Source organism: Paracoccus sp. PAR01 (genome assembly GCF_014851995.1).
In the GTDB taxonomy this organism is placed as follows: Bacteria; Pseudomonadota; Alphaproteobacteria; order Rhodobacterales; family Rhodobacteraceae; genus Paracoccus; species Paracoccus litorisediminis.
The window spans coordinates 1-1,699 of the sequence record NZ_JACVAW010000069.1 but is presented as its reverse complement, the minus strand read 5'-3'; the positions used below and the strand labels follow the sequence as shown (position 1 = coordinate 1,699).

At 58.3% G+C, this 1,699-nt stretch carries 2 pseudogenes; both read left to right on the top strand.

The features are described from left to right. Window positions 1-118 precede the first annotated feature (118 nt). Window positions 119-624, top strand: a pseudogene (locus tag IB235_RS24630) (transposase); the annotation flags it as partial. 328 nt (window positions 625-952) lie between these two features. Further along, a pseudogene (locus IB235_RS24625) lies at window positions 953-1,222 on the top strand (alpha/beta hydrolase); the annotation flags it as partial. Window positions 1,223-1,699 lie beyond the last annotated feature (477 nt).

Sequence of the window (1,699 nt, the reverse complement as noted above, 5' to 3'; positions counted from 1 at the left end):
CACCCAGCGAAACGCAGCCTCACAATGAGCTCGTTCGGGACTCCCTGACGAGCTCATAAATACTTGCGCAACTTGGGCAACCACCCTGAGCAAGTCAAAAGGCAATGGGACGCAGACGTCGCATACGGTGAAGACAACCGAAAGTAGCGGAATATCAGGCTTTGACGCGGGCAAGAAGGCCAAGGGCCGTAAACGGCACATCCTGACACTTGCGGTCTCCTGACCTTCATTCTCGTCCACGCTGCCGACATTCAGGATCGCGATGGAGCTGTCGACGTGCTGGCCGCAATCCGGATGCGGTTCCCTTGGCTGCGCTATGTGTTCGCCGATGGCGGCTACGCGGGCGACAAGTTGCGATCGGCGCTCGTCGGCATGGGCAAGTGCATGATCGAGATCATCAAGCGCTCCGACAAGGCCAAAGCTTTCGAAGTGCTACCCCGCCGGTGGGTTGTCATGCTAAATCGCGGGCCAAGCAATGACCTCCGGACATGGGCATCGCGTGTCGACCGACGCCGTGGCCGCAAGCGCGCCATGGTCGCCCTGGCGCGGCGCATGGCAGTTGTGCTGCATCGCATCTGGGTCGATGGGACGACTTTCAGAATGGAGGGGGCGCCTACAACTTAATCCAAGCCGCCTCGCCTGCCTGACCGCAGGCTCTCGAGGTCCCGAAGGGACGCGGTTCCGGTGATGTCGGGGTCTAGACCGTCGCCAGCCAGTCTGAGCACGCCTATGAGATGGACACGCCGGAAATGCATCGAACCAGCATCTTGTCGGCAGCCCTTGCGCTGACCACGTACCGACGCATGTTCCCAAAGGACCTCTCGACAGAGCCGTATGACGGCAGTCGGATCGACCAAGGCAGGAGATCCCGTCGGCGGGGTCGAATCGTGTGGCCGAAATCTCTTGAACGAGAGGGACCCGTTACCGAAGTCTCGAGCCTAAGGACGATCGTGCGCTTCTGGCCTCGCGTCGGATCGCGGGTGGTGTACCCTGTGTAGGTGCGACGGATGTGGCAAAGCTTGAAGAATTTGGAGTGATAGTAATCGACCTATCGCAGATCCACGATTCATCCTCTGGCAGCCATTCAAAATTCGCCGGTTCGCCCGAGGTCGTGCGTCTGATCGGCGCGGGTATGAATCGGTCCGGCGGTTTCTCGCGTATTCGAACACCCGGTCTTGCAGATATGCTGAACAACTTGCCTATTCAAATTTCCGGAGGCTGAGTGGGACGCCGCGCTCGCCAAAAACAAACGTCAGTTCGAAATACTATCGTTCGGTGGACCACCCTATCGGGGCAGGCGAAGCCGGCGGATATCTCGTAACCTTCATTACACGACACAAGCTATCCAACTGGCTTCAAATGATGAATCCCTGAAGGGATTTGTACAACTGACCCCACGGAGCCTAGGTAGGAAAACCGTCCCTGATGCAATTGCATCACTTCCCAAAGATCCATCTCCGGCCTAGGGTCTGATTCGTATGCTAGGCATATTGTGTTTTTTTTTGATCGGGGAGGGGGCAGATGTCTCAAGCTCAGTCGAGGAGCCTCTACCTGCTTTCAAGTAGTAGTCTGCTTGCGGCAGGCCTGATGCTGTCTGCAACCGCCCCACCATTGCTGGCACAGGACGCCCTGACCTGCGGCAACCCGCATGTGGTTGCCAGCGGCGAGACGCTGAGCAAGCTTGCGACCCGCGCCTATG